Annotated in this window: 23 protein-coding genes and 1 pseudogene; 14 read left to right on the forward strand and 10 right to left on the reverse strand. The window is 60.8% G+C overall.

The window, feature by feature from the left end:
* The first annotated feature begins 431 nt into the window (after positions 1-431).
* From BLW08_RS24390 to BLW08_RS22700, 5 genes are all read left to right on the forward strand, one after another.
* The gene (locus BLW08_RS24390; protein WP_368086910.1) at positions 432-632 is read left to right on the forward strand and encodes a lactococcin 972 family bacteriocin; all 201 of its coding nucleotides are present in this window, start codon (positions 432-434) and stop codon (positions 630-632) included.
* Between the two features lie 61 nt (positions 633-693).
* A complete protein-coding gene (locus tag BLW08_RS22685; RefSeq protein ID WP_090820625.1) occupies positions 694-2,655 on the forward strand; it encodes a hypothetical protein in 1,962 nt (653 codons plus the stop codon).
* A 5-nt stretch (positions 2,656-2,660) separates the two neighbouring features.
* Positions 2,661-3,326, forward strand: coding sequence for an ABC transporter ATP-binding protein (locus BLW08_RS22690; protein WP_090820623.1), 666 nt, complete (start codon positions 2,661-2,663; stop codon positions 3,324-3,326).
* Positions 3,327-3,463: 137 nt separating this feature from the next.
* On the forward strand, positions 3,464-3,874 hold the full coding sequence (gene arr, locus BLW08_RS22695; RefSeq protein WP_091328378.1) for an NAD(+)--rifampin ADP-ribosyltransferase: 411 nt from the start codon (positions 3,464-3,466) through the stop codon (positions 3,872-3,874).
* 144 nt (positions 3,875-4,018) lie between these two features.
* Positions 4,019-4,522, forward strand: coding sequence for a hypothetical protein (locus BLW08_RS22700; protein ID WP_091328381.1), 504 nt, complete (start codon positions 4,019-4,021; stop codon positions 4,520-4,522).
* Positions 4,523-4,556: 34 nt separating this feature from the next.
* Here BLW08_RS22700 and BLW08_RS22705 read toward each other — a convergent pair whose 3' ends face one another.
* The 6 genes from BLW08_RS22705 to BLW08_RS22730 all read right to left on the reverse strand — a co-directional run bounded on the left by BLW08_RS22705 (position 4,557) and on the right by BLW08_RS22730 (position 11,364).
* Positions 4,557-5,498, reverse strand: coding sequence for a carbohydrate kinase family protein (locus tag BLW08_RS22705; protein ID WP_091328382.1), 942 nt, complete (start codon positions 5,496-5,498; stop codon positions 4,557-4,559).
* A 92-nt stretch (positions 5,499-5,590) separates the two neighbouring features.
* Positions 5,591-6,670 (reverse strand): LacI family DNA-binding transcriptional regulator, encoded by a 1,080-nt coding sequence (locus BLW08_RS22710; protein WP_175538820.1) that lies wholly within the window; start codon positions 6,668-6,670, stop codon positions 5,591-5,593.
* A gap of 38 nt (positions 6,671-6,708) precedes the next feature.
* The gene (locus tag BLW08_RS22715; RefSeq protein WP_090820615.1) at positions 6,709-7,614 is read right to left on the reverse strand and encodes a carbohydrate ABC transporter permease; all 906 of its coding nucleotides are present in this window, start codon (positions 7,612-7,614) and stop codon (positions 6,709-6,711) included.
* A complete protein-coding gene (locus tag BLW08_RS22720; protein WP_090820614.1) occupies positions 7,611-8,492 on the reverse strand; it encodes a carbohydrate ABC transporter permease in 882 nt (293 codons plus the stop codon). The genes BLW08_RS22715 and BLW08_RS22720 overlap by 4 nt, the downstream gene beginning before the upstream one ends.
* Before the next feature lie 47 nt (positions 8,493-8,539).
* Complete coding sequence (locus BLW08_RS22725; RefSeq protein WP_091328386.1) at positions 8,540-9,877, reverse strand: ABC transporter substrate-binding protein; 1,338 nt, start codon at positions 9,875-9,877, stop codon at positions 8,540-8,542.
* 50 nt (positions 9,878-9,927) lie between these two features.
* Positions 9,928-11,364 (reverse strand): glycoside hydrolase family protein, encoded by a 1,437-nt coding sequence (locus tag BLW08_RS22730; protein ID WP_091328388.1) that lies wholly within the window; start codon positions 11,362-11,364, stop codon positions 9,928-9,930.
* 324 nt (positions 11,365-11,688) lie between these two features.
* Here BLW08_RS22730 and BLW08_RS22735 point away from each other — a divergent pair, with 324 nt between their 5' ends.
* The 4 genes from BLW08_RS22735 to BLW08_RS22750 all read left to right on the forward strand — a co-directional run bounded on the left by BLW08_RS22735 (position 11,689) and on the right by BLW08_RS22750 (position 15,710).
* Positions 11,689-13,248 carry a glycoside hydrolase family 32 protein gene (locus BLW08_RS22735; protein WP_090820608.1) on the forward strand — a complete coding sequence of 520 codons (1,560 nt, stop codon included), beginning with the start codon at positions 11,689-11,691 and terminating at the stop codon, positions 13,246-13,248.
* A gap of 149 nt (positions 13,249-13,397) precedes the next feature.
* Positions 13,398-14,675: an NAD(P)/FAD-dependent oxidoreductase gene (locus tag BLW08_RS22740; protein ID WP_091328390.1), complete on the forward strand. Its 1,278-nt coding sequence runs from the start codon at positions 13,398-13,400 to the stop codon at positions 14,673-14,675.
* Positions 14,676-14,942: 267 nt separating this feature from the next.
* Positions 14,943-15,134, forward strand: a complete 192-nt coding sequence (locus tag BLW08_RS22745; protein WP_090820606.1) for a hypothetical protein — start codon at positions 14,943-14,945, stop codon at positions 15,132-15,134.
* Positions 15,135-15,248: 114 nt separating this feature from the next.
* Positions 15,249-15,710 carry a GatB/YqeY domain-containing protein gene (locus BLW08_RS22750; RefSeq protein ID WP_091328392.1) on the forward strand — a complete coding sequence of 154 codons (462 nt, stop codon included), beginning with the start codon at positions 15,249-15,251 and terminating at the stop codon, positions 15,708-15,710.
* A 68-nt stretch (positions 15,711-15,778) separates the two neighbouring features.
* On the opposite strand, the pseudogene BLW08_RS22755 reads toward BLW08_RS22750, so the two are convergent.
* From BLW08_RS22755 to BLW08_RS22765, 3 genes and pseudogenes are all read right to left on the reverse strand, one after another.
* Positions 15,779-15,987, reverse strand: a pseudogene (locus tag BLW08_RS22755) (DUF72 domain-containing protein); the annotation flags it as partial.
* 18 nt (positions 15,988-16,005) lie between these two features.
* Positions 16,006-16,224, reverse strand: coding sequence for a hypothetical protein (locus tag BLW08_RS22760; protein WP_091328395.1), 219 nt, complete (start codon positions 16,222-16,224; stop codon positions 16,006-16,008).
* A gap of 88 nt (positions 16,225-16,312) precedes the next feature.
* On the reverse strand, positions 16,313-17,341 hold the full coding sequence (locus BLW08_RS22765; protein ID WP_091328396.1) for a LacI family DNA-binding transcriptional regulator: 1,029 nt from the start codon (positions 17,339-17,341) through the stop codon (positions 16,313-16,315).
* 202 nt (positions 17,342-17,543) lie between these two features.
* On the opposite strand from BLW08_RS22765, the gene BLW08_RS22770 reads away from it, so the two are divergent.
* From BLW08_RS22770 to BLW08_RS22785, 4 genes are all read left to right on the forward strand, one after another.
* Positions 17,544-18,860, forward strand: a complete 1,317-nt coding sequence (locus BLW08_RS22770) for an ABC transporter substrate-binding protein (RefSeq protein ID WP_090820598.1) — start codon at positions 17,544-17,546, stop codon at positions 18,858-18,860.
* 61 nt (positions 18,861-18,921) lie between these two features.
* A complete protein-coding gene (locus tag BLW08_RS22775; protein ID WP_091328399.1) occupies positions 18,922-19,851 on the forward strand; it encodes a carbohydrate ABC transporter permease in 930 nt (309 codons plus the stop codon).
* On the forward strand, positions 19,848-20,678 hold the full coding sequence (locus tag BLW08_RS22780; RefSeq protein WP_090820594.1) for a carbohydrate ABC transporter permease: 831 nt from the start codon (positions 19,848-19,850) through the stop codon (positions 20,676-20,678). The genes BLW08_RS22775 and BLW08_RS22780 overlap by 4 nt, the downstream gene beginning before the upstream one ends.
* A gap of 28 nt (positions 20,679-20,706) precedes the next feature.
* A complete protein-coding gene (locus tag BLW08_RS22785; protein WP_091328401.1) occupies positions 20,707-23,304 on the forward strand; it encodes a glycoside hydrolase family 78 protein in 2,598 nt (865 codons plus the stop codon).
* Between the two features lie 89 nt (positions 23,305-23,393).
* Here the strand turns inward: BLW08_RS22785 and BLW08_RS22790 are convergent, their stop codons facing one another.
* Positions 23,394-23,852 carry a MarR family winged helix-turn-helix transcriptional regulator gene (locus BLW08_RS22790; protein WP_090820590.1) on the reverse strand — a complete coding sequence of 153 codons (459 nt, stop codon included), beginning with the start codon at positions 23,850-23,852 and terminating at the stop codon, positions 23,394-23,396.
* 139 nt (positions 23,853-23,991) lie between these two features.
* Between BLW08_RS22790 and BLW08_RS22795 the strand changes: the two genes are divergently transcribed.
* Entirely contained in the window at positions 23,992-24,945 is a 954-nt protein-coding gene (locus tag BLW08_RS22795; RefSeq protein ID WP_091328404.1) for an SDR family NAD(P)-dependent oxidoreductase, read from the forward strand.
* Position 24,946 lies beyond the last annotated feature (1 nt).

Genomic DNA, 24,946 nt, shown 5'->3' on the forward strand with positions numbered 1-24,946 from the left:
AATCAGTGTCCTTTCGGTGGGCCACCGTGAGACCGGCCGGCCGTTTCTTCAGCCTCTCTGGCTGATGAGAACTACTGTGCCGGGCCAGAATCAAGAACCCATCCTGCAAACCCGCAACAGTTCCTCAGGAAAACCTCAAGACTCCCGCACAGGCAAAACCAGGCGTGATTCCGGGCGGTTGTCCGGGCGTCTCGTTAGTCCAACCAATCGGCAGTGGTTGGTGGATAGCGCCAGCAGTGGGGGACATATTGAGAAATATTTGCTGGTTAGCGTCACGAAATCAAACCCTGCGCCACTTATACGGATTTGCTCAATAAGATCCCAAAATATGAAAATTCAGTCAGATGAATAGTTGCTGCACGATATGTCTGGATTCTTCGAATACGTTGCATTTATGCTGACTCCAGGCGTTGGGGACGACTGAGGGCGGAGTGTGGAATTACGGCGTCGCTGGTGGTGTTCACCTGTATTCTGACTATTTCCAGCAAAACCTGTGCCATAGTTCGTCGACACAGAACGATTGGGGTTATTCCTCATCACCCAACGCTCTTGCGGGAACTTGGTCAAACAACGCCCAGCCGACCACGAGCTTCCAGAACAACCGCGCGTACTACGGTATCAACGGCTGCTAGAAGAAGGGCAGGCACTGCACTGCGTGTATCTGCGGTGCAGTGCCGGACGGAGGGTGAGCCGATGTTGAAAGTTTTGGTCCGTTGTGCAGCCGTCGCTATTACTGCGTTGATTGCCTTGGTTGTGGGAATCTATTCGGCTGCTGCGGACCTTGATGGATTGCCGGATTCCGATTACGTTGCTTCTGTTCGTTTCGACGGAAGCCCGCTTTCCAGAGGCCAAATAATCAACAAGCTGGACACCTACGCGGATGCCACAGGAATGGGAATCGTCCGTGTTGCGAGTGCACCTGATGATTTCCTCAACAAACGCGTGGCCTTTTTCTTCGGAAGCGAAGAAATCAAGAACGCTGAGATTGATTGGTTCTCACCCACTATGAGTGGTTCCATGAGCAAGTCCGGCGATCTCGGTATCACGTCGTTAAATGGCGTTTATGGTCTTTCCGGAAGCGAGATGCAGGCGGCGTCCTTCCGGGATTGGCTGAGCAGTGAACTGAAAGCCGACGCAGTACTTACCAAGAAGACAGCAGTTGGGCTCTTGTCTTATGCCCTGCTCACTGTCGGGGCCTGGGTGCCGGTGTCCGCCGCCATTCTATTGTTGGGAGGCACGATACTGTCGTGGTACGTACTTCGCGCCCGCGGCCGAGAGCTGCGAATCATGGCCGGCATGCGGTTATCACACGTAGTATTCGCAGACCTACGCTCCTTGTTTGCTGCGTTGGCAGTGCCAGTATTGGGCACCTATGCGGCTGCCGTGGCGGTGGTGGTGACGGCGGGCTTTGGGCGACTCGGGTACTTCATTTTCACTTTGTTGCTGTTTATCGGTGTTCTGACAATATTCACCGTCCTTGCGGCTTTGCTCCTGGGACTGCTCACTCTCCCTGCGGTCAGGGATATCGCGGCTCGGCGACCGTCCGAGCGGGGTTCATGGGCCATCAGTGAGTTGCTCAAGGTAGCGGCAGTGATGATCGTGGCTGCGATACTGCCGACTGTTTCGGGCATTGTGTCAAATGCATCAGCCGCCAGTTCGCAAGGAGGCATTTGGGGTTCCATGGGCGACGGCGTTGCCCTTCGTATCGCGAACCGGCTTGGGCAGGCCGAAGAAGCAGCGCTGGCAGGGCTGACCAGGGACATGGTGGGCAACGATGCGGCCATGTTTTCGATGTCCTTGAGTTCCACCACGGTCGATCTTGTGGATGAGGCGGCCGACGCGGATTTGAAGGCCATGGGCTATGACGGTGTTGTGCTTGCGGATCTTCGATACCTCGACACTGTCAATGGGACTAGTGGTGCATCATGGGGTCCAATCACCGCTGTTCAATCGATCGACGACTTGCCGGAATCCGTCCAGAGCAAATTGGTCCCAACTCTGAGGCTTTGGACGACCAACCGACAGGGACCAGACGTTCACGTCTACGAAAACACCAGCGATGTGGACATTGTGGTGTCGGGAAGCATGGCGGGGACCCTCGATAAGAGTCGGCATCCGCTTATTCTGGCCGTGAAAGACGTTTCCCAGTTCGACAACTTCTTCCTGGCGTCGGCTGTGAGCCGAGGAAATGTGGTGTTCACAGATCCTGATCGAGTTGCTCAGCTGGTGAACGAGCGGGATATGGCGGCTGGAATTCTTTCGATAGACCGAATAGCCGACTTGGGTCTGTACGACGCACAATCCAAGCAACGGAACGCCCAGTTGGGAGCATCAGCGATAGCCTTGGCTGTTTTGGCGCTCGTGATGTGCGTTGCTGTCACCGCCTGGATCTTCGCGCTCCTACGTCGACGCCGCTGGTTCGTCCAGCGCACGGCGGGGAAATCGTGGAACGCCATTCTGCTGCCACGCCTTCTTTGGGAGTCGATCGCAGCGACGTTGTTTGGTGTCGTCATGGCCCTGGCGTTTGTGGCATTGGATCCATCAAGCATCTGGATCTCCGGATTTGCACCGGTCTTCTATTTCGCCATCACTTGGTGCATTCATCATTGGGCAGCCACGACTGCGTTCCGTACGGCTCTCGCACGAAGGGGATAGAACTGATGCAGTTGCGCGCTGACAATGTTTCGGTGGTTATTGATGGGAAGCCCGTCTTACACTCGGTTTCTGTGGAAGCCAAACCAGGCCGCCTGCTTGTTCTGGCCGGCAGCAGCGGCAGCGGCAAGACGACGCTGTTGAACGTACTCGGGCTTTTAGCCCGGGTGGAAAGCGGCCATGTGACTGTGGGAGGCCAGGAAGCTACAAAGTGGAGCGATTCCAAACGCCGCCGGTTCTGGAGGAACCATGTGGCCTTTGTATTCCAGGATTATGGGCTCATTGAAGAAGCGAGTGTTGGCTATAACGTGACAGTTGGGCGCCGGGGTCTGTTCGGAATACCTCAGTCCGACCGTGAACGATTGGACCACGTCCTCGGGCACGTTCTATTGTCCGGACGGGACAAGGAACAAACCGCGCGGCTGAGTGGGGGTGAGAAGCAGCGCGTTGGGTTGGCGCGGGCTATGTTCCGTGCGGCTGACATCGTTCTTGCCGATGAGCCAACCGCCTCGTTGGATCGCCGGAATCGTGAACTGGTGATTAGTTTCCTCAAGGAAGAGGCCCGGCGTGGCGCCACTGTTGTCGTGGCTACCCACGATGAAGATCTCATGGCCGCCGGCGATGACTTGCTGAGGTTGGGTGATCAGGGCGATGCAGCGTCCCTGAACCGCTGAGAAGTCAGCTCCATATCTGAGCGAAACGTAGATCCGGTGCCGTTACGCCAAGATTCCCTTGCGGCTTGTTCCCTTTGCCCGTTACGGCTGCCCCTTCTGTCGATGCGAGCTGTCTACTGTCGAGTTAGGCTTTGGCTGTGAGTCAACCGCTGGACCAGGGTCCGTTTTTTCACGGTACTAAAGCCAACCTGATTGAAGGAGACCTGCTGAAGGCGGGTTTCAGATCGAACTATCGTCCCGAGGTGGTGATGAACCACATCTACTTCACGGCTCTTCCGGACGGTGCCGGGCTCGCTGCCGAGCTCGCGGCCGGTGACGGCGAACCGCGCGTCTATGCCGTTGAACCGACAGGGGAGTTTGAGAACGACCCCAACGTCACCGACAAGAAGTTCCCCGGCAACCCCACACGGTCATACCGCAGCACTGCCCCTCTGAGGGTCATCGGCGAAGTCACCGACTGGACACGCCTTGCGCCCGAAGCGTTGAAAGCCTGGAGGGAACGCTTGTCAGCACTGCTTGCGGATGAGCGAGGCGAAATCATCAACTGAGCGGCACCCATCTACCTTCAGGGGATGGCAACGTCGCACGTTAAGACACCGACGACGTACTGCGCTCTTCATTCCTGCTTTCCTAGTACATTGTTCTCGATGGGGGCGCACCGGGTACTCCCTGCACTCTCAAGAGGACCGCACATGAGTATTCCGATTCCGTCTCCAAGCGACTTGCCCACTGCAGAACCAACGGTCGACGACGGCAAAAGGTCACGTAAGGGGCGGACCAGCATTGGCGTCGGGCTCTTGGTGATCGGGGCGCTGGCCGCTGTCGGAATGGCGTGGTCCTACTGGCAATACGGCCCTATGAGCGGGACCCTCAGCGCGAGCGATCTCAACGACGCCGTGATAGCTGACGCCCTGCGCATTCTCTTTATTTTGGCCCTCCTGGCTGGCGGAATCTGGAACGTCGTGACCCGGCGCAGCCAGTCCAAAGTTCCAGTGGTGGTGGCGTTGGTGCTGTCCATCCTGGGGCTTGGGTTCGCCGTGATCAACGTTATTGACTTGTTGATGACCTTTGGCAAAATGCCGAACCTTTTTGGCCTGCTCATCTACGTCGGTCTCACCATTGAAACTGTGCGGGTTCTCAGGCTCAAGCAAGCTCCTGCCCCGTTGACCCTGACTCAGCCGGGCCAGCTCCACTAGCTGGCCTCACTGGCCAGCTGCCCTGGCAACGCCCCTATCCGGGTACGGTGACGTGCTCCGGAAGCTCTGCATGGAGTTCCTGGGACGTTGGAGGGTTTGCTCCAGGGCGGCGCACCGTGATGGCCGCCGCCGTCGCCGCCAAACAACCAAGCGACTCCAGGACCGGTGGAGCAAATCCCTCTGTTCCGCGGCCAAGAATCCCATATATGAGGGCCGCCATATAGGAGTCCCCGGCGCCAATGGTATCGGCCACTGTGGATGTCACCGCAGGAACGGTGATGAGGGTGTCGGACGTCGCTAGAAGAGACCCTTCTGCCCCCTGGGTGACGGCCACCAAGGTGGAACCCAGCTCAAGGATGTGCCGGGCCGCCTGGTCGGGAGAAAGCCTGGGATAAAGCCATCCTGCGTCTTCGTCGCTGAGTTTTACTACGTCTGTGAGGGGAACCAAATCCTCAAAAATGGCCCTCGCCTCGGAGTGGCTTCCCAGCAGGGCTGGGCGGATGTTGGGGTCGTAGGTGACAACACAACGTTCATGCGACTGTTCAAGAAGGTTCCTTACCGCCGTAGCCCCAGGTGCCAGGAACGTTGCTATGGAGCCGGTGTGAAGGACTCTGGGAAGCACCAGGGGAGCTACCGGCGGGAGGTTCCAGTCGACGTCGAACTCGTATCTGGCGGAACCGTCAGCTGCCAGAACGGCAGTTGCCGTGGCCGTCCGGCCGGGAACTCTCGAACCCGGCAGGAGGCTGACATTGACGCTGAGCAGATGCTTCTCGATGACCTCTGCCCGATCGTCGTCGCCGATGGAGGTCAGCAGCGCGGTGTTCACCCCGAGCCGGCCGAGCCCGTACGCAACGTTCGCGGGGGAGCCGCCGGGATGTTCCACGGTGACGCCGGCAGAACTGACCACGTCAACGAGGGCTTCTCCGATGACAACGACGCTGGGGTGGGAGGGAGTCCGATCATGGACAGAGGACATGGGAAGGCCTTTCGTGGAGCTGTCCGGGCACAGGGCACAGGGCACAGGTCACAGGGCAGCTGGGCGTTGGCAAAGAATGTGGTGTGGGTGGGCTACGCGGCTGAGTGCACAGCCACGGAGGCGCGTTCAACAGCAGGGCACGCGATTTTTACAGGAGCGCCGGCCGGAGCTTCTTCCAGGCCCAGCAGCATGCGGACACCGGCGGCGCCGAGTTCGTAGTGGGGCAATGACACGGTGGAGAGCGGCGGGCGGAGGTGGGCTGCGATGACTTCCTGGTTGTCGAAACCCACTACGGCGATGTCGTCCGGGATGGAGAGCCCGTTCTCCCGCAGCCCGTCATAGAGGCCCATGGCCATGCGGTCGTTGTAGCAATATACGGCGGAAACGTTGCATTGGAGGAGTTCGTCGGTGGCTCCGTAGCCACCTTCCTGGTCCGGGTAGGCTTCCAAAACCAGCGAGGGGTCGAACGGAATTCCGGCAGCCTCCAGTGCTTCCCTGTAACCCTTGAGTCGTCCGTCCTTGGCCGGAGCCGGGGTGGTGGTGTTGATGAACGCGATGCGGCGATGGCCACTGCGGAGCAGGATTTCGGTTGCGGACTGCCCGCCCTGTGCTTCGTCGGGCACCACGGCGCGGGAGGTGAGCGAGTCCGGTGAGAAGCAGTTGACCAGGACAAAGTCCGACTCGCGCAACGTTTCAGGAACATCGGTGGGCCGGTGGAACCACGTGGAGTAGAGGATGCCGCGGACCTTGTACTCCAGCATCATGGCGATGGCATCTTTTTCAAGGTCGAGGTTGCCCTCTGTATTGGCGATCAGCAAGGCGTAGCCGTGTTTCCACGCTTCGTCCTGAGCACCGTGAATTATCTGGCCTGCGAAAGGGGTGGTGGCAACTCCGTCCGCCACCAGCCCGATGAATTTTGAGGTTCCGCTGACCAGATTTTTGGCCATGGCGTTGGGACGATAGCCCAGCTGCCGGATCGCATCCTGTACGCGTTGACGGGTGTCGTCGGCAATACGGGCGTTCTTCTTCTTGTTGATGACCAGGGAAACCGTGGCGGTGGATACACCGGCTGCTTCGGCGACTTCGCGGAGGGTGACCGGATGAGCGCGGTCGATTGAGACAGGAACGGCGGGCGCGGCCGCGTTGCCTGAGTTTTTCTCCTGCGAAATCATCTGTCCTCCTTCAGGAGTATATCCGTCTGCTTTGGCCGTCATCCCTTGTTCGCCCCGCTTTCCAGGCCTTGAATCATGGCCTTGTTCAGTACAAGGAATACCAACAGCAACGGCGTGATGGTGACGCACACAGCGGCAAATGTTGCCGTCCAGTCCACCTTGCCCATGGCGCCGATGTAGTTTTGCAGACCCAACGGGATTGTTTTCAGTTCTTCGGAGAGGACAAAGGTGTTGGCGAAAATGAAGTCATTCCAGATGAAGATGCTATTGACCAGAATTACGGTGACCACGGTGTTCAAAGACAACGGCAGCGTAATCAGTCCGAAGATCCGGTAGGGACCGGCACCGTCAAGGGAAGCGGCCTCGTAGGTTTCCCTGGGGATGTACTCGAAGAATGACGAGAAGAGGTAAATGGACATGGGCAGGGCGAACCCGGCCAAGGGGATGATCATCGACTGGTAAGTGTCCAGCAGATTCACCGTTGAGTAATCGATGAACAACGGCACCAGCGCGATTTGGACAGGAACGATGATCCCCACCAGGAACAGGCCACGAACGAACTTGCTGAAGCGGAAGCCCAGCACCTGAATGGCGTACGCGGCCATCATCCCCAACAGAACGATGAGAACGTTGGCGCCCATGGTGACGATGAAACTGTTGAGGATATTCCGGCCGAGGTCGCCGGTTTCGAATGCCCGGGCGTAGTTCTCCCAGGTCAGCGAGCTGGGCAGGGCAAACGGGTCGCCTGTAGCGAAGTCCTGTTCGGTACGTAGGCTGGTGAGGAACAGCCACGCGAGCGGGTACACCTGAACAATCACGATCAGCATGATCAGGACCCGGGATAACGTCCGGTACAGGCTGGGCTTGCGCCGCCGCCTCTTGGGTACGGGCGCGGGAGGCCTGGTGGTGGGGGTGGCGTGGACCGGGGCTGTTTGGGCAATCATGAGTCTGCCTTCCGCTTGAGCATGAACAGGATGAGGCCGACGGCGACGAGGCACTCGATCACGATGAAGACGGAGATGGTGCTGGCGTACCCAAAGTCCGTACTGGTGAAGGCTGTCTTGTACATATAGGTGGTGAGCAGCTCGGAGGATTGTCCCGGGCCGCCGTTGGTCATGAGGTAGGGAATATCGAACCCGCGCAGGCCATAGGTGGTGGCCATGATGGTGGTGGTGATCCAGACGGGACGGATATAGGGGAAACGGATCTTGGTGAAGAGCGTCCACTTGGAGGCGCCGTCCAGGACTGCGGCTTCTTCAAGTTCTTTGGGAACGGCGATCAGGGCAGCGTAGATGATGAGCATGTAGAGCCCGGTGAACCGCCAGCCTTCGGGGGCGGAGACGGCCGCAAGCACAGTGTTCACATCGGAGAGCCATGCGCGCTCGAAGGAACCGAGTCCCACCCAGTGCAGCAACTGGTTGAGCAAGCCCACGGGGTCGATCGAGTAGATGCGCACAAAGAGGAACGCGATGGCTACCGTGGAGATGACGGCGGGAAGCAGGTAGAGGGTTTTGATGAGTTCCCGGCCGCGGCGCAGGGAGGTCAACAGGCTTGCGACCACCAGTGCGCCGCCAAGTTGCAGGACCAGGCAGATGGCCAGGTAGATCAGGGCATTGAAGAATGAGCGCCAAAAAATGTCATCGGCTGTGAGCATCCGGACGTAGTTGGCGAGCCCCACGAACTCCATGTCGCTGATGCCGTTCCAGGAGAAGAAGCTCAGGAACAACGACTGGAGGATGGGGAAGAGGACGGCTGCGCAGTAGAGCAGCAGCGGTGGGAGCAGGAAGACCAGGACGGACGTCCTTGACCTGTTGGGAAGCATGGCAGGGCCTTTCGGGCGGGGGGCCTCGCGGCCCCCCGCTGCTACGTTTACTTGAAGAACTTGGGGGCGTTCTGCTTGATGGCGTCGTCCATCGTCTTGGTGAACTGTTCCGGGGTGATGTTTCCCTGGACGAGGAGGACGAGTTCCTGTTGCAGCCTGCCGTTGGTGGTGGGGTCCAGCTGGGTATCCCACGGCATGGCCTGCTTGTCCCCAAGGCCGTTGGCTGCTTCAAGGGCCTTGCTGTACAGCGGGGTGGCGTTCGCCGGGATGGTGGTCTGCACGTTGGTGGTGGGGGACAAGGCGCCGGTGGCGGCATATTCAGCCGGGTACTTCTCCAAGGCGAACCTCAGGAAGTCGCTCACCAGGGGATCGTAGGTCTTGGAGTTCACTGCCATGCCAATGCCGGACGGCGAGACGTACTCGTTGGCTGCAGTTACCGAACCATTGGTGGTGGGGAGGGTGAAGAAATCAATGTCGTCGCGGGTGGCAGCATTCAATTTGTCGGTGGCGAGGCTGGGAAGTTCCCAGGTACCGATGTTGTACATCGCGGCTTCTCCGGACGTGAAGAGGTTCTGCGCATCCGAGTACCCCTGGGCGGAGAAGCCTTCTTGGAAGCACTTGGAGTTGCCCAGTTCTGCCATCCACTTGACGGTCTTCTGCCCCGCCTCATCCGTGAATGATGCTTCACCCTTCTTCAGCTTCTGAACGAAGTCCGGGCCCGCCGCACGGAAGGGCTGATAGGCGACGTAGCGTTCCAAGGGCCACTGATCCTGACCATCAATGGCGATGGGCGTGATCCCGGCAGTCCTCAGAGCCGTGCACATGGCGGGGATGTCATCAAGTGACTTCGGCACGGATACGCCGGCCTTCTCCAACAGTGCCTTGTTGTACCAGATGAATTCGAGTTCGAACTGGAACGGAATCATGTACAGGGAGCCGTCGTCGAAACGTTGGTAGTCCAGGGCTCCGGGCCGGTAATCGTCGTAGAGGCCCAAAGATTTCAGCAGCTTGTCTGCGTCCATCATCTTGCCCTGCTTCGCCAGTTGTTGAGCGAACGGGGTGGCGTCGGTGTCGAACAACTCCGGGAGCTTGTTTGCTGCAGCCAAAGTCTCGAGCTTCTGAATATAGGAGGGGCGGTCCGGGGTGGTGATGAGGTTCAGCGCAAAGCCGGGGTGCTCCTTGGCGTAGTCATCGGCGAGTTTCTTCATGATGTTGATGACGGCTCCGTCGGCCGGCCTGGAGAGCAACCAGGAAATTTCCCGGGGCTTGATCTCTCCAGTGGGGCTGACGTTGGCGGGGTCGCTGGCGCCTCCTCCGCCGCCGCAGGCTGTCAAAGCCAACGCAGCGACGGCTGCGACGGTGGCAGCGCGAAGTAGTTTTTTCATTGCGGCAATCTCCCTTGATTGGAACAGAGGTTGGGTTGGGGGTGGCGTTTTCAGTTGTCGGTGCGCTGGCGTATTTCAAGTTCGGTGACCTTGACGGATCCTTCGCCGGCGAAGACGCCGATCCGCCCCGCTGTCAGGTCGTAAATCCTGGCGCTGAGCGCAACCTGACGGTCGACGACGGCGACGCACGTGTCGCCGTCGACGATTACCTCAAGCGTGTGCTCGCCAGGGGCGAGGTGGCAGGGGCGCTCCAGCTCAATGTCGAAGGGGACGTCGCCGGAAACGTGCCACTGTGCATCGCCCGTGATGGTGCGGGGCCATCGGTCAAAAACGAGCCGTCCGCGCTTGGGCTCCAACCGCAGAACGTAAGAATGGTCGCCGTCGGCACTGGAGCGCAGGAGCAGCCCGCATTCGGTGGTGCCGGGGGCGATTTCCAGCACCGCCTTGGCGTAGAACTGGCCGGGCACCTCCTCTGCCGACAGGATCGCGGTGTAGCTGTCAGGAACGTCCAACTGTGCGGGCAGCGCTACCGGAAACGTTGCAGGGACGTCGTCCCAGAAGCTGTCCACCAATTCCTCGGCGAGGGAGAATCCCAGGGTGCCGTCCGCATTCTGACGGGCCTCCAGAACAGACATGGTGCCGGCCCACTGCCACGGTGCCTGGTCCCTGTTGCCTTCCTTGCTGGCGATCCAGCCGAAGAAGAAGCGGCGCCCGTCGCGCTCTGCTGACTTGGAGGCGTAGAACGCGCGGCCGTCGATGCTGTCCAGATTTGGTACCGTCCACGGACCGTCGGGGCTCTTGGCCATCCGATACCTCGTGGTGAATGATTCCGAGAACTCGGAGTACACCATGTACCACCAGTCGCCCCACTGGAAGACGTCCGGGCATTCATGCGTGATGTAGCGGCGCGGATCCCAGAAAGGTTCGGTGTGCTCCCAGGTCATCAGGTCCGTGGAAACGCACTGGGCGATGACGCCACGGCGCCGCTCCGGTCCTTCCGAATGCCGTGCCGCGAGCAGCATCCGCCACCGGCCTTGGGCTTGGTCGCGGAACACGAAGGGATCCCGCCAATCCCCGGATTCGTAGCCATCGGGAGCTCCGAAGGTGAGCTCGGGGTGCTTGGTCCAGCTCTGCATGCCGTCCGTGCTGGTGGCGTGCATGACCAATTGGAGTGGGGCGCCGTCGGCTCCCAGGTTGCGGGGGTTTTGGCCTGTGTAGAACAGGTGGTGGACGCCCGCTTCATCGACGACGACGCTACCCGTGTAGGCGTTGAAGTCCAGTTGGTCCTCGGTGCCGTGGGCGAGGGCGACACCATGATCCTGGAATTGCGTGAGGTCCTTGGTGGTGACGAGGTTCCACGACGTGCCCGGTTTCGGGTCCGAACGGTCTTCGTGGAGGTAGAAGAGCCAGAACTCGCCGTCCTTTTCGAAGGGGATAAGATCTCCAACCCAGCCATCGGTGGGTTGGAAGAAGACTGAGCGTTTCATCTGCGCTGATGTCCATTCTGCTAAAGCGTTTGATCACTGAAAAGCTAGCGCGGAACATCGAGTTGATCAAGCGTTTTAGCAAAATTAATCTGTAGGAAATTTTTCATCGCTAAAACGCTTGACCAACAGGGCGGAGGCCACTAACGTCCTGCGTAGCCGATGAGCCACCGGCCCTCTGAGGGCGCGGCATTCATCACCGGCTTCTCCACCTCACATTGGCCAGCCGGCTGCTGGGTACGTCGACGTCCCCAGCCCTGCCGCTGCGCCCACCACATGACGTTCCGCGGTCAACTGCGCCCGCGGGACTTGAGAGGAAACCCCTTCATGTCCCACCACATTTCACGACGCACTGTCCTGCAAGGTGCAGGCGCAGGGGCTCTTGCCCTGTCTCTCGGCGGCCTACAGCCCGTTGCGGCACACGCCCTGACATCCCTCCGGGCCGTCTACCACATGACTCCACCCTCAGGCTGGCTGTGCGATCCCCAAAGACCAGTCCATACCAACGGCGCGTATCAGCTGTACTACCTTCACTCGGGACAGAACAATGGCCCTGGTGGGTGGGATCACGCGACCACCAGCGACGGCGTGTCGTACACCCATCACGGTGTGGTGATGCCCCTGCAACCTGACTTCCCGGTGTGGTCCGGATCGGCGGTCATTGATACAGCCAACACGGCGGGCTTCGGAGCCGGGGCAGTCATCGCACTCGCAACACAGCCCACTGACGGGATTCGGAAGTATCAGGAGCAGTATCTCTACTGGTCCACGGATGGTGGCTTTACCTTCACCGCGCTTCCGGATCCGGTCATTGTCAACACCGACGGGCGGACCGCCAGCACACCCGCCGAGATCGACAATGCAGAGTGGTTCCGTGACCCCAAGATTCACTGGGATGCGGTCCGCGGTGAGTGGGTGTGTGTCATTGGCCGGGCACGTTACGCGGCCTTTTACACCTCCCCGAACCTGCGGGATTGGCAATGGACCTCCAACTTCGACTATCCAAACCACGCGCTCGGCGGGATTGAGTGCCCCGATCTGTTCGAGATGACCGCCGGTGACGGCACCCGCCATTGGGTGTTCGCGGCGAGCATGGACGCCTACAGCATCGGCCTGCCCATGACCTATGCGTACTGGACGGGGACGTGGAACGGCACCTCCTTCATCGCCGACAACCTCACGCCGCAATGGCTCGATTGGGGTTGGGACTGGTACGCCGCCGTGACCTGGCCGTCACTGGAAGCGCCGGAGACGAAACGCCTTGCCACTGCATGGATGAACAACTGGAAGTACGCCGCGCGGGACGTTCCAACCGACGCGTCGGATGGCTACAACGGGCAGAACTCCATCACGCGTGAGCTCAGGCTGGAGCGCCAATCCGGCGGCTGGTACACCTTGCTCAGTTCCCCGGTGGCCGCGCTCGCGGGGTACGCAACGGCCACCACCACCCTCCCTGACCGCACGGTCAATGGCAGCACGGTCCTGCCGTGGAACGGCCGCGCCTACGAGCTGGAGCTCCATATCTCATGGGACGCCGCCACAAACGTGGGCGTCTCCGTAGGCCGCTCCGCTGATGGATCGCGCCACACGAACGTGGGTAAGTACGGTGGCGAACTGTACGTCGATCGTGCGCCATCAGACCAAAGTGGCTTCGCCCTGGCGCCCTACACCCGCGCTGCCGCGCCCATCGATGCCAACGCGCGGTCGGTGCATCTGCGCATCTTCGTGGACACCCAGAGCGTAGAGGTTTTTGTGAACTCCGGCCACACGGTGGTGTCGCAGCAAGTGCACTTCTCCGAGGGCGACACCGGTATTTCGTTCTACTCCGATGGCGGACCGGCCAACTTCACCGGAATCACCATCCGCGAGTTCGGGAACCCCATCTAGGCGCTGTCCGCGAAGGACGGAAGGAACGACGGCGACGCTACAGCGGGCGGACGCGTCGCCGTCGTTCTTCACCTTCGGTGGGTGGAGAAACGCACGACGGCGGCCGGGAACCTCTGTCGCCCGGACCTTCGGTGAAGTAAGTTGCTCGCATGGAGGACTCATACCAGGTGGTCATTGTGGGTGCCGGTTTTGCGGGTGTTGCAGCAGCCAAGGAACTTGGCCGCAAGGGCGTTCGCGTCCTGCTGATAGACGCAAACAACTATCACCAGTTCCAGCCGCTTCTTTATCAGGTGGCTACGTCCCAGATTGGGGTCTCGGCGATTGCCCGGCCACTCCGATCCGTGTTCCGACGGTTAAAGACCGTCAAGGTGCTGACCGCGAAAGTGGAATCCGTGGATGCAGCACAGCGCTCCATCACTACGGAAAGCGGCCAGAGACTGCAAGCGGAAATCCTGGTCATCGCAGTCGGTGCGGTCCCGAACTTCTTCAATACCCCCGGCGCGGAAGAATTGGCTTTCCCGCTGTACTCGGTCACCGATGCCACCAGGCTTGGGAGTGGTCTCACCCGGTTACTCGACCAGGCAGATAACAGCCCGGACGGATTTGTGGATGTTGTGGTGGTGGGAGGGGGACCTACAGGCGTTGAGACCGCGGGAGCGATGGCGGAGAACATCAAATACGTGGTGCGCAAGTACTTTTCGCCGGCGCTCGCAGCACGCTGCCGTGTGCACTTGGTGGACATGGTTCCCAGTGTTTTGAACATGTTCTCTTCCAAATCACAGAGCTATGCAACGGAACACCTGAAGAAGGTGGGCGTTCAGCTTCACATGGGCCAGGGCGTTACCGAGGTACGGAAAGACGGCGTGACCCTGGCTGACGGAAGCTCCGTGCCCGGGCAGATTGTTGTGTGGGCCGGTGGCTTGAAAGCAGGGGACCTTGTTGCAGGCTCGGGTTTGGCCCAGGGGAGAGGGGGTCGCATTGACGTTGACACGGACCTGACTGCCCCGGGCGTTGAGGGCGTGTATGTTCTTGGCGATTGCGCCAACATCACCGATTCCACGGGTGCAAAATTGCCGCAGCTTGGGTCGGTGGCCCAGCAGGCAGGGAAGTGGGCAGCCTCAAACATCATTGCGGATCTCAAGGGCGGGACCCGCACTCCGTTCCGTTACGTGGACAAGGGCTACATGGCGATGGTGGGACGTGGTGCTGCTGTGGCTGAGCTTGGCCGCAAACGCATTCAGCTGCAGGGAGTTTTCGCTTTCCTTTCGTGGCTGTTGGTTCATCTGGCACTGTTGTCGGGACTTCAACAAAAAATCCGTGCGCTGTTCTCGTGGCTTAACGGATACATCCTTCACAGCCCTGCGCAGGTGGTGGTCAGCGGGCCTGTCGAGAAGGAACCACGCGAGCAGGCGCCTCCCGGCCCGTGAGCCCCGCCGGAAGGGTTGCTCGGAGCGTCGCGTCTAGTGAGATCCCTGGCTGGCAGAAACCGCCAGTCGACTTTGCTTATAGGCCGAAGAGGCCCAGTGCAGGTGAATACATGCTGCGACGATCAGCAAGACGCCTGCCACCGCCGACGGCCAAGGAGTCCAACTACTGCCGTCATGACCTACAACCCGTAGGTGCTGATGTGGGTCGTCCGGGTAGACGCTCAGAGTTACGGAGGAGCCAGGTCCCGGAACCGCCACGCACGTTGAATGAGTATCGAACGTTTCGTTGTATATCCGTCCTTGGAATTCGAAGCTCAATCCCAACACACAGTGTTCACCACGCTGTGTGAAGCCTTCCTGGCCGGTAACAACTCCCTGAACGTGGACACTGCTGGCGGCCACCTGAATCTGGGACGCCACCAGAATGAAGGAACCGACTACGGCGGCAACGAGCACTAGTACGGCGAGGGCCCGCCACAGGAACAGCCTGGCCACGCGCGGCTTGACTCCGCGAAACATCCCCCATGCACTCATTCTGGGAAGATAGCAAGAGAACCCCGAACAAGGAGCATCATGACACTCAAAGAACGCCTTAAAGCGGATGTCGTTGACCATATGAAGGCTGGCAACAAGGTCGCCTTGACCACAGTGCGGAACGTGTTGGGCGAGATCACCACCCGTGAGAAGTCGGGCAAGACGCCGGTGGAGCTCGACGACGCACAGGTCACCTCGCTGCTTCAGAAAGAAGCCGCAAAGCGTCGGGACACAGCCCGCATTTACACCGAGGCCGGCGAAGCAGAACGTGCAGCCGCCGAAGTCGCCGAGGCTGAAATCATCGAGGCCTACCTGCCGAAGGCGCTCACCCGGGAAGAAGTGGAGGCAATTGTTGAGGACGCCATCGAGGCACTGAAGGCTGATGGCCAGGAGCTTTCCATGCGTTCCATCGGAGCCGTCATGAAGCCGGTCACCGCCAAGGTTGCAGGGCGCTTTGACGGTAAGACTGTCAGCGAGATCGTCCGGGGTCGCCTGGCGTAGAGAGTCAACCGACCCCAAGCAGCCACCGCAGAGTGTCAGCGTTGCGCAGAGTACGAGCCGCCGTAAAGGTCAGGTGGTAACTGGACCAGTAGGACAGCCCTTTTGTCGCCGAACTCGCGCCAGCAGCGCACAATCCTGTCCACCAAACCGGCCGGGAGCCGCTCCCTCCAACTCGCGAAGGAAGTGTCGCGAGGCCACGTGTAGAAACCCGCATTCAGCTCAACCGTGTTAAATCGCGACATGAGTGGGTCAGACGCTTGGCCGCAGGAAGACCCGGTCCTGTCCAGCGACTTTCCTAGTGCCGCCCGCTGGTCCGCGCCATCAAAGCCTGGAGGTCTTCGGCAACCTTGGCTACCTCGCGCTGGCGGGAGGTGCGTGCAGGCTTGGATCCATGTGTTGCCTGCCGGGCCGGCCGGTTGGAGGTGCGGGGCTGCCGGTGGATTTGGGGATCACGCACGGGCGCGTCGACAGTGACGGCGCCCTGCAGGGGATCGTGAAAGAGCGGGAGGTTCATGATTCCCGATCCTGACATAACGTCAGGGCAAGCGAAATGGACATTTGCATACCGTCTTCGGAGAGGGCTGTGCAGGTGTCCATGCGGTTTATCTGCGCGGCGGGGCTGACGTCTTTCGAACGATGAGGCGCGGCGGCACCAGGAGATGCTCCGATGCCGTCCGTCCCTCGATCCGCGAAAGGAGTAGTTCCGCGGCTTGCCGACCCATCTGAACGCCGGATTGATCCACGGTGGTGAGGCCGATGGGTGGGAGTCCAGCTGCGGGAATATTGTCGTAGCCCACAATCGACATGTCGTCCGGGATGTGGATCCCAGCTTCGAACAGCGTGGTGTACGCGCCCAGTGCGGCCACATCAGCACCGCCATGCAGGGCGGTAGGGCGCTGGGCGGGAGTCCTGGCTGCGAGGGACCGCCCGGCTTCCAAGCCGCTCTCCGTCCCCCATCGTCCTGGTACATGATCGATCCACTGGGACAGTCCATGCTTTTCCATCGCAAGGTCATAGCCATGCCGGCGCACCGTCTGGGGCATCCCGGGCTCGCTGGCCGGCTGAGTGTTGGCCAGCATCGAAATCCGCTCATGACCAAGGGACACCAAGTGGTCCACGATGAGTGCGCTGCCTGCGATGTCGTCACTGGCTACAGTGTCGAAGTACTGCGCCGGTCCGTGGCGGCCCAGGACAACTACGGGGATGGTTCGGCCAAGCTTTTCGAGTTCTTCATTGGGCCCGAACGGTGCGATCAGGACCAACCCGTCCATGCGCCGGTCAACCATGGCCTCGATGAGTTTCTTTTGTGCGTCGAGGCCTTGCCGTGCTTGCCCAATGAGCACCTGATAACCGAGCTCCTCGGCGACATCGCGGATGCCTTCGGCCAGAACCGAGAAGAAGGTGTTGGAGAGGTCCACGAGGAATACGCCCAACGTGTAGCTGTTGCCTCGCATGCCCCGGGCCAAGGCCAGCGGGCGATAGTTCAGGAGGGTCATGGACTCTTCCACTTTGCTCCGCATGGCTGGGCTGACCCCGTAGGCGTTGCGCAAAACCTTGGACACCGCGGCGCGGGACACGCCGGCGTGTTCAGCTACATCGCTGATGGTGGCGCGTTTCAGCTGCTCCGTCATGGCTTTTTCCTCTCGGCACTGCCTTCATTCGTAATTGTAGATTGATCTACGAAAAACTCTTGGCAAGGAGTGTGACATGACTTACAGTAGAAAAACGTAGACCGATCTACACAAAGACACAGCGGGGCTGACCGAGTGGTCCAAGAGTCCTTTTGAAACGTTCCACGAACTATGGAGTCCGTGGCTTTACGAGGAGGTAAAGATGGCCGCAAAGAGCAAGCAGCGCTGGGCCGCCCTGGCCGGGGGAGTGACAGTCTTGGCGCTGGCTCTTACCGGTTGCAGCGGGGGCAACAGCAACAGTGGCGGAGACGCGAAGACGATCACGTGGCTGGTGGACAATGCCGAGAACACGGTGGCGGCTGCCGAGAAGGTTGCCGAGGAATTCACAGCAGCGAATCCGGGCATCAAGGTGGAGGTGGAGACCCGCCCCCAGGGCGGCGATGGTGACAATATCGTGAAGACCCGGCTGTCCACCGGTGACATGGCCGATGTCTTCAACTACAACACCGGCTCGCTGCTGCAGCAGATCAATCCCGAAGAGAACCTGCAGCCCATCACTAACGAGACATACCTCTCCAACGTCACGGACTCGTTCAAGCCCGTGGTGACCTCCGGCAGCGAAGTGTATGGCGTTCCCTTCAGCACCGGCATGGCCGGGGCAGTCCTGTACAACAAGAAGGTCTATGAAAAGCTGGGCCTGTCCGTCCCCAAGACCTGGGACGAGTTCATGGACAACAGCCGCAAGATCAAGGACGCGGGTATCGCTCCGATCATCCAGTCCTACCAAACCACCTGGACGTCGCAGCTCTTTGTCCTGGGCGACTTCGCCAACGTGGTCACCGCGGACCCCAGCTTCCCGGCCGACTACACGGCCAATAAAGCCAAATACGCCACGAATGCTGCCGCGGTCAAGGGATTTGAACACCTCGAAGAGGCAGGGAAGGCCGGCCTGTTCAATGAGGACTTCGCGTCCACCACGTACCAGCAGGCACAGGACATGCTGGTCAACGGTGAAGGCGCGCAGTACCCGATTTTGAGCTTCGCCCTGAACAACATCAAGGTGACCTACCCTGACAAGCTTAACGATCTTGGGTTGTTCCCGCTTCCCGGCGATGACGCGTCCAAGAACAAGTTGACCGTGTGGATGCCGGGCGGGACGTACATTCCCAAGTCGTCCAAGAACATGGAAGAAGCCAAGAAACTTCAAGCCTTCATCGCCAGCAAGGCCGGCTGCGACGCGCAGACGGCAGCGGTTGGCGCGGCTGGACCATACCTCGTGAAGGATTGCGAGCTACCCTCCGATGTCCCGGACGCAGTGAAGGACATGCTCCCGTACTTCGAAGACCAGGCTAAGAACAGCCCCGCGTTGGAATTCCTGTCCCCGGTCAAGGGCCCGGCCCTTGAGCAGATCACCGTCGAGGTCGGTTCGGGCATCCGTTCGGCCAAGGACGGCGCCGCCCTCTACGACGAGGACGTCAAGAAGCAGGCCAAGCAACTCAACCTGCCCGGCTGGAACTAACCTCCGAAACCTACAAGCCGTCCGGGCCTTCCGGGCCCGGACGGCCCTTGGAGAGATTCACATGACACTCAACACCGCACCAACGCCGACGGCGGTCCGACCAGTACCGCAGGCTGCTCACCCCAAGCGCCGCAAGGGCAAGTCGCCTTACCCCTACTGGTTCTATCTTCCCGCAGCGGTCATTTACACCGCGCTGTTCCTCGTCCCCACCGTCGTCTCCTTCTTCTTCAGCCTGACACGCTGGAACCTGAGCGAGTTCACCTTCATCGGACTGGACAACTTCGTTCAGTTATTCCAGGAACCGGCCCTGATCAAGGGCCTTACCAATACGTTCATCTACGGCCTGGTGACCTCCGTCCTCAAGGTGGTCCTGGGGATGCTTCTGGCAGTCCTGCTGACGTCCCAGATCATTGCCCGCGGGTACCTGAGGTCAGTGATGTTCTTCCCCGTGTTGCTGAGCAGCATCGGCGTTGGCATCGTCTTCACGGCCTTGATGGACCCCCGCAACGGCATGATCAACGAGGGGCTCGCCGCGATCGGCATCCAAGGCCCCGCGTGGCTGACCGACCCAGCGTGGGCGCTGATTTCAGTCGCCTTGGTGGACGTGTGGAAAGGGGTCGGCCTGGCCACAGTGATCTACATTGCGGGCATAGTGTCCATCCCGCAGGAGTACTTTGAAGCGGCCAAAATGGACGGCGCCAGCTCCTTCAAGAGCTTCTTCAACATCACCCTGCCATTGGCCCGGCCAGCAACGGCCACGGTCATCATCCTGTCCCTCATCGGCGGGCTGCGTTCCTTCGACCTGATCTGGGCCATGACCAAAGGCGGGCCCGGATTCACGTCGGACGTCATCGCTTCGGTTATCTACAAGCAATATCAAGCAGGCTTCTACGGCCTCTCCACGGCGGGGAACGTGGTCCTGTTCGTGATCGTCACGGCCATCATCCTGCCCCTGTCCATGTTCCTGAACCGCAAGGAGGTTGAACAGTGAGCACCGCCCTCAAGCGCTACGGACTCGGTGTCCTGGCCATCGCCGTCAGCGTCGTCGTCTTCATCATTCCGCTGCTCTTCATGGTCCTCACAGCCGTGAAGGACCGGAAGGAAGCAGCAAAGCTGGATTTCGCGTGGCCCACCAACTTCCAGTTCGTGGAGAACTTCACCGCAGTCCTCTCAGCCCGGAAGTTCATGTTGGTCACTGCCTTCATCAACAGCACCATCCTGACGGTGGCCAGCGTGACAATTTTGGTGATCCTGGCGGCTATGGTGGCCTGGGTCCTTCAGCGCCGCAAGTCCCGGTGGAACGGCGTGGCCAACTTCCTGATCCTCTCCGGCCTGATCATCCCGCCCGCCATTGTTCCTACCATCTGGGTGCTGCAAAGCATGGGACTCTTCAAGACCCTGCCGGGCCTGATCCTCATTGAGGTGGCCTTCGGCCTGTCCTTCTGCGTCATGCTGTTCCGGGCGTTCATCGCCTCCATCCCCAAAGAACTGGACGAAGCCGCGGTGATTGATGGCTGCGGTCCGGTGAGGTTGTTCTTCCGGGTCATCTTCCCCCTCCTGCGCTCCGTCATCATCACCGTGATCGTGGTCCAGTCGGTTCATATCTTCAATGATTTCCAGAACCCCTTGTACTTCCTCCCGGGAGACGCGAACGCCACCGTCCAGCTCACTTTGTTCAACTTCCAGAGCCAGTTCACCACCAACTACAACCTGCTCTTCATGAACATCCTGCTCATCACCGTGCCGCCCTTCATCATGTACCTGTTCTTCAACCGCCAGATCGTCGCGGGCATGACTGCCGGCGCCGTCAAGGGCTGAACCCCACACCACCAAGGAGACTTTCCCTATGCCCGTCACAGTGCATCCGGCGACCTTTGAACACCTGCCCCCTACGCCTGGAACCGGCACCCTCGGCATTGGCCTGGCCACGCCGCGCATTTCCTGGAAAACCAGTGCCCAACCCGGCTGGGTCCAGGCGGCATACCAGGTTTCAGTGACCACCGCTGATGGACAGTGGACGGGTGAACGGATCGAGTCCGCAGAGTCCGTCCTGGTTCCGTGGGAAGCCACACCACTGACGTCGGCCCAGCGTGCAGAGGTCAGCGTCCGCGTCTGGGGTGCCGAGGACCAGGCACCCAGCGCGTGGAGCCAGCCATCCGCCGTCGAAAGCGGTTTGTTGAAGCCGGGCGACTGGACGGCCACCGCCATCACCCCGGCGTGGAACGAAGACCCCGACGCCGACCGGCGGCCACCGTTGCTGCGGCGCAGTTTCACCGTGGACAGGCCCGTTTCATCTGCGCGCCTGTACGTCACGGCGCACGGCTTGTACGAGGTAGAGATCAATGGCGTCCGCGTGGGGGAGGATGCTCTTTCGCCCGGTTGGACGGTCTACGGCGAGCGTCTGCGCTACTACACCTACGACGTCACAGGGCACCTGTCCGACGGCGGGAACGCCATCGGCGCGCTGCTCGCGGACGGTTGGTACCGCGGCCGGATCGGTTTCAAGGGCGGCTACGCAAACCTCTACGGTGAGAAGATCGCGCTGCTGGCGCAGCTTCACATCACGCACGACGACGGCTCGGTCACCGTGGTGGGTACGGACGGGACCTGGAAAGCATCCTTCGGGCCCATCCTCGTCTCCAGCCTGTACAAGGGCGAAAGCTACGACGCCCGGGAACTCCCGCCCGGCTGGAGCAGCCCCGGCTTCGACGACTCACGCTGGGAGGCGGTGTCCGGCGTCGAACGCGATCCCAAGACGCTGGTGGCACCGGAAGGTCCGCCCGTCCGCTGCACCGATGAGCTCCGCCCGGTGAGTGTGTGGACGTCCCCCTTGGGCAAAACGCTGATCGATTTCGGCCAGAACCTGGTGGGCCGCCTTCGGATTTCTGTCCACGGTGATGCTGGTTCCACTGTCACGCTCCGTCACGCCGAGGTCCTGCAGGACGGGGAGCTGTATACGCGCCCGCTGCGTGGCGCGGATTCCACGGACCACTACACCCTGGCGGGGAGCGGTGAGGAGACATGGGAGCCGCGGTTCACTATCCACGGTTTCCGCTACGCCGAGATCACGGGCTGGGCCGGCGGGGACATCGCAGAGAATGTTGTGGCGCGGGTGTACCACACAGACATGGAACGCACGGGCTGGTTCGAGTCCTCCAATCCGGACCTGAACCGGCTCCACGATAATGTGCTGTGGAGCATGAAGGGCAACTTTGTGGACATTCCCACGGACTGCCCCCAGCGCGATGAGCGCCTCGGGTGGACCGGAGACATTCAGGTGTTCGCCCCGACTGCCGGCTTCCTCTACGACTGCTCAGGAATGCTGTCCTCGTGGCTCAAGGACGTGGCGGCGGAGCAGCTGCCGGACGGTACCGTGCCTTGGTACGTACCGGTCATTCCGGGCGGCAACTACTGGACCCCCATCCGTCCAGGCGCCGTGTGGGGAGACGTGGCGGTGTTGACCCCCTGGACACTTCACGAGAGGTTCAACGACCCCGGAATCCTTTCAACCCAGTACGAAAGTGCCAAGGGGTGGGTGGACTTGGTGGACCGTCTGGCCGGCGGGGACCACCTCTGGAACGGGAGCTTCCAACTGGGCGACTGGCTCGATCCGACGGCCCCGCCGGAAGACCCCACCAAGGCCATGACTGATAAACATCTTGTGGCAACGGCGTACTTCGCCTGGTCCGCACGGCATCTCGCCAAGTCGGCAGCTGTGCTCGGCAAGTCCGATGATGAGTTGCACTACCTCACGTTGTCCCGCGCAATTGCGGACGCCTTCGCCCGCGAGTACATCCAACCTGACGGCACCATGACCAGCGATGCCCAGACGGCTTACGCGCTGGCGATTGTGTTCGACCTCTTCCCGGATGCCGGCTCCAAAGCACGCGCGGGTTCCCGGCTGGCCGAGCTGGTGCGGGCCAACGGCAACCGTATTGGCACCGGGTTCGCCGGCACGCCGGTGGTCTCAGATGCCCTCACGATCGCCGGCGAGATCGAGGCCGCCTACGACCTCCTGCTGGAAAAGGAGTGCCCGTCATGGCTATACGCCGTAGGCCAGGGCGGAACCACCATCTGGGAGCGCTGGGATTCCATGCTGCCGGATGGCTCCATCAACCCCGGGGAGATGACCTCCTTCAACCACTACGCACTGGGGGCTGTGGCTGACTGGATGCACCGTGTGGTTGCCGGCCTCGCTCCGCTGGAGCCCGGATACCGCAGGATCCTCGTCAAGCCGCAGCCAGGAGGCAGCCTCACCTGGGCATCGGCCCGCCACGAGACGCCGTACGGAACCGCTTCGGTGCTGTGGAAGATCGACGACGGCAACCTTAGTGTCGTCGTCGAAATTCCCACAGGAACCACGGCACGGATTGAGCTGCCCGGGCAGGAGCCGCTTGAGGCGGGTTCGGGCCGTCACGAATTTGCGGTGCAGCTGGTTTCCTAAGCGGCGCTACTGTTCTCCGGGCGTTTGACGCGAAGAGCCGGGCAGGGGACTTCCCTTGCCCGGCTCTTTGCTGTTTGTTTGACGGTGATCTAACCCCACAGCGCCTTCTTGAGCAGCGCCCTCAGCTGCAGGTTTTCATCCTCGCTCAGGGCCGCCAATTGGGTCTGCTCGCAGACTTCCAGCCCGGCCCGCGCTTTGGTGTGGATCCGGCGCCCTTCGGCGGTGGAAACGATGATCTTGGCGCGCCGGTCCTGCTTGCCTTGGGCTCTCTTGACCAGGCCGCGGTGTTCGAGGTCATCCACCAGGCTGACCACTTGGCTGGGGTCCAGGCTGAGGAAATCAGCCAGCTCGCGCTGCGTGGGCTCCAGTCCGCTGCAGGCGAGCGTCAGCACGGAAAAGGACCGTTCCCGGAGTCCATAGTCTGCCAGCGCCTTGTTGTTCAAAAGGGAGCCCGTGGCGTGCAGCTTGGCCAGCAGCAAGCCCACATCGTTGCCGATTTTGGCCGCGGCCAGGCGCGGGATTTCCACTTCGGTGCTTTGCGGGCCCATGACAACTCCAATAGTAATGAAAAACAATCGTTGACTTTTTCAATGATCCGTATTCTCATTGATCATGACAAGGATCTCACGATGCAGTGGGATCGGCCTCACCGGCTCAGCCCGGTTACTGCATGCGAAGGAGCACGCCATGAGCTTGAACGGCAAGGTTGCAATCGTCACCGGGAGTGGCCAGGGTCTTGGACTCGCTTACGCGAGGGAGCTGGCCCGCCAGGGTGCCGCCGTCGTTATTAACGACGTGAACGCCCAGACCGCTGCGGACGCTGTTGCGCAGATCGAGGCCGACGGCGGCCGGGCCACCGCTGTGGTGGTTCCGGTGGGCACCACTGACGCTGCGAAGGCGCTGGTTGCCGGTGCTGTTGAGGTTTTCGGCCGGCTGGACATCCTGGTCACGAACGCCGGCATCCTGCGGGACAAGAGCTTGCTGAAGATGACCGACGAGGACTTTGACCTGGTCATCAACGTGCACCTCCGGGGCACGTTCACCTGCGTCCGCGAGGCCTTCGCTTACTTCAAGGAAAACGGCGTTCCCGGGCGCATCATCACCATCGGATCGCCGACGGGCCAGCGCGGCAACTTCGGCCAGACCAATTACGCGGCGGCCAAGGCCGGAATCGTCGGTATGGTCCGCACCTGGGCACTGGAAATGAAGAAGGCCGGTGTGACCGTCAATTCGGTGATTCCGGTGGCCGCCACGGCTATGACCAAAACCGTCCCGTACTTCCAGAAGGCAGTAGAGGCTGATGAACGTGGCGAGTCCATGCCGTCGTTCTTCCGCCACGACCTCGGCTTTGGAACGGCCGACGACGTCGCCGGGCTGATTGCGTTTCTCGCCTCTGATGCGGCTGCTGAAATTACCGGCCAAGCGATCGGCGCCGGTGGTGACCGGTTGCAGGTTTGGACACACCCGGAGGCTGCGAGCACCGAGTACCGCGAGGGCGGCTGGAGCTACGAGGCGCTGCAGGAGAACGCTGGCGTGCTCTTTGGCCCCGAAGTCTTGCAGAGCGTCGGTGAAGAATTCCTGCCGCTGCCCGAGGAACTCCAGCCGGAGCAGGCTAAACCTGAAGCCGTACAGGCCCGCTGAT

The sequence above is a fragment of the Arthrobacter sp. cf158 genome (assembly GCF_900106835.1).
Lineage (GTDB): Bacteria > Actinomycetota > Actinomycetes > Actinomycetales > Micrococcaceae > Arthrobacter.

What these genes read in the sequence shown, in the direction of transcription:
- BLW08_RS22735 (WP_090820608.1), top strand. Translation starts at nt 11,689, where the DNA reads ATGTCCCACCACATTTCACGACGCACTGTCCTGCAAGGTGCAGGCGCA.
- BLW08_RS22690 (WP_090820623.1), top strand. Translation starts at nt 2,661, where the DNA reads ATGCAGTTGCGCGCTGACAATGTTTCGGTGGTTATTGATGGGAAGCCC.
- BLW08_RS22770 (WP_090820598.1), top strand. Translation starts at nt 17,544, where the DNA reads ATGGCCGCAAAGAGCAAGCAGCGCTGGGCCGCCCTGGCCGGGGGAGTG.
- BLW08_RS22740 (WP_091328390.1), top strand. Translation starts at nt 13,398, where the DNA reads ATGGAGGACTCATACCAGGTGGTCATTGTGGGTGCCGGTTTTGCGGGT.
- BLW08_RS22700 (WP_091328381.1), top strand. Translation starts at nt 4,019, where the DNA reads ATGAGTATTCCGATTCCGTCTCCAAGCGACTTGCCCACTGCAGAACCA.
- BLW08_RS22730 (WP_091328388.1), bottom strand. Translation starts at nt 11,364, where the DNA reads ATGAAACGCTCAGTCTTCTTCCAACCCACCGATGGCTGGGTTGGAGAT.
- BLW08_RS22775 (WP_091328399.1), top strand. Translation starts at nt 18,922, where the DNA reads ATGACACTCAACACCGCACCAACGCCGACGGCGGTCCGACCAGTACCG.
- BLW08_RS22795 (WP_091328404.1), top strand. Translation starts at nt 23,992, where the DNA reads ATGAGCTTGAACGGCAAGGTTGCAATCGTCACCGGGAGTGGCCAGGGT.
- BLW08_RS22705 (WP_091328382.1), bottom strand. Translation starts at nt 5,498, where the DNA reads ATGTCCTCTGTCCATGATCGGACTCCCTCCCACCCCAGCGTCGTTGTC.
- BLW08_RS22745 (WP_090820606.1), top strand. Translation starts at nt 14,943, where the DNA reads ATGAGTATCGAACGTTTCGTTGTATATCCGTCCTTGGAATTCGAAGCT.
- BLW08_RS22785 (WP_091328401.1), top strand. Translation starts at nt 20,707, where the DNA reads ATGCCCGTCACAGTGCATCCGGCGACCTTTGAACACCTGCCCCCTACG.
- BLW08_RS22760 (WP_091328395.1), bottom strand. Translation starts at nt 16,224, where the DNA reads ATGAACCTCCCGCTCTTTCACGATCCCCTGCAGGGCGCCGTCACTGTC.
- BLW08_RS22710 (WP_175538820.1), bottom strand. Translation starts at nt 6,670, where the DNA reads ATGATTTCGCAGGAGAAAAACTCAGGCAACGCGGCCGCGCCCGCCGTT.
- BLW08_RS22790 (WP_090820590.1), bottom strand. Translation starts at nt 23,852, where the DNA reads ATGGGCCCGCAAAGCACCGAAGTGGAAATCCCGCGCCTGGCCGCGGCC.
- BLW08_RS22725 (WP_091328386.1), bottom strand. Translation starts at nt 9,877, where the DNA reads ATGAAAAAACTACTTCGCGCTGCCACCGTCGCAGCCGTCGCTGCGTTG.
- BLW08_RS22765 (WP_091328396.1), bottom strand. Translation starts at nt 17,341, where the DNA reads ATGACGGAGCAGCTGAAACGCGCCACCATCAGCGATGTAGCTGAACAC.
- BLW08_RS22685 (WP_090820625.1), top strand. Translation starts at nt 694, where the DNA reads ATGTTGAAAGTTTTGGTCCGTTGTGCAGCCGTCGCTATTACTGCGTTG.
- BLW08_RS22720 (WP_090820614.1), bottom strand. Translation starts at nt 8,492, where the DNA reads ATGCTTCCCAACAGGTCAAGGACGTCCGTCCTGGTCTTCCTGCTCCCA.
- BLW08_RS22750 (WP_091328392.1), top strand. Translation starts at nt 15,249, where the DNA reads ATGACACTCAAAGAACGCCTTAAAGCGGATGTCGTTGACCATATGAAG.
- BLW08_RS22715 (WP_090820615.1), bottom strand. Translation starts at nt 7,614, where the DNA reads ATGATTGCCCAAACAGCCCCGGTCCACGCCACCCCCACCACCAGGCCT.